Origin of the sequence: Ginsengibacter hankyongi (assembly GCF_008710285.1) — a bacterium.
Taxonomy (GTDB): Bacteria; Bacteroidota; Bacteroidia; order Chitinophagales; family Chitinophagaceae; genus Ginsengibacter; species Ginsengibacter hankyongi.
Genome location: NZ_VYQF01000022.1, coordinates 1 through 1,436 on the forward strand (window position 1 = coordinate 1; position 1,436 = coordinate 1,436).

Annotated in this window: 2 protein-coding genes; both read left to right on the forward strand. The window is 36.9% G+C overall.

From position 1 onward, the window contains the following. Window positions 1-40: 40 nt before the first annotated feature. Window positions 41-445, forward strand: coding sequence for a hypothetical protein (locus FW778_RS22895; protein ID WP_150417251.1), 405 nt, complete (start codon window positions 41-43; stop codon window positions 443-445). 44 nt (window positions 446-489) lie between these two features. Beyond that, window positions 490-1,416, forward strand: coding sequence for an IS3 family transposase (locus tag FW778_RS22900; RefSeq protein ID WP_235906546.1), 927 nt, complete (start codon window positions 490-492; stop codon window positions 1,414-1,416). Window positions 1,417-1,436: the final 20 nt, after the last annotated feature.

The window sequence follows — 1,436 nt, forward strand, 5'->3', positions numbered from 1 at the left end:
TGTCTTGTCCTAAAATAGGTTTACACAAATTAAGTGTAAAATGTATAATTCAAATGAGTTTGTAAGACGGACTTTTTACAGCATTGAACTAAAACATCAGATTTGTAAAGATCATATTGAAAACGGTCTTTCATTACGAGAATGTGTTGACAAATACAATCTCAGTTGTCATTCATTGGTTCATGACTGGCTAAGAAAATTAGGCTATGTAGCTGGAATGAATAGGCGAACAAGAAGTGCGTATATTGGCATTGAAAATTTTCAAACATTGCCAGATAAATCCCAAAAAAAGAGTACCCCGTTAACCCCGGAGCAACAGCAAATTGAGCTGCTGAAAAAGGAGCTTGAAGATGCCAAATTGCTGGCAGAAGGCTATCGAAGAATGATAGAGATAGCAGAATCCGAACTTAAAATTCCGATTAGAAAAAAGCCCAATACCAGGTAATCCATGAATTAAAATGCAAATACTCTAAGATAGGCCTGTCACGTATTTGCAGATTATTTGGTATCACCCGCCAGGCATATTATCAACATTCATGGGAAGCAGAAAATGCCCGAACAGCTGATCTGCTGATATTAAAACAAGTAATGATTATAAGAAAAGAGCATAGAGTAATGGGCGCAAGAAAACTGTATGATTTGCTGCAGCCTTTTATGATGGAGCATAGTATAAAGATGGGAAGAGATGCTTTGTTCGATCTGCTGGCTGCCAACCAATTGCTGGTAAAGAAAAGAAAGCGAAAGATACAAACTACTTATTCTAATCATTGGCTTAGAAAGTATCCCAACTTAATCAGGGATTTTATTCCCGGAGCCATCAACCAGTTATGGGTAAGCGATATAACCTATTGGAAGATACATACAGGTGATCATCTTTACATCAGTTTAATCACCGATGCCTACTCCCGTAAAATTGTTGGTTATCATGTGGCAGAAACAATGGAAGCCATCCAAAGCATTCAAGCGCTGCAGATGGCCCTTGCAGCCCTTGATGGGGCTGCCGTGCCATTGCAGCTTACCCACCACAGCGACAGAGGAATACAATATTGCAGTGGCAAATATGTAAAGCTATTGCAGGACTATGGCATCAACATCAGCATGACCGAAAACGGAGACCCATTAGAAAATGCTATAGCAGAAAGAGTAAACGGAATCATCAAAGAAGAATACCTAAGCCATTATCAAACTAACAATTTAATAGAAGCAAAAAAGCAATTACAAAAAGCTATCAGCCTTTACAACAATGACAGACCACACATGAGCATAGGCAACTTAACTCCAAATAAATTACATAATAATAAAAAATTAAATCATCAGAGACTATGGAAAAACTATTTTAAAAAACTAACAACTTTTGAAAAGAAAAATGAAAATTATCCTGTAAACCTATTGCAGAATTTATCTTTTAACCTGTAAACTTTTTTTAGGACGAGTCA

What these genes read in the sequence shown, in the direction of transcription:
- FW778_RS22895 (WP_150417251.1), top strand. Translation starts at nt 41, where the DNA reads ATGTATAATTCAAATGAGTTTGTAAGACGGACTTTTTACAGCATTGAA.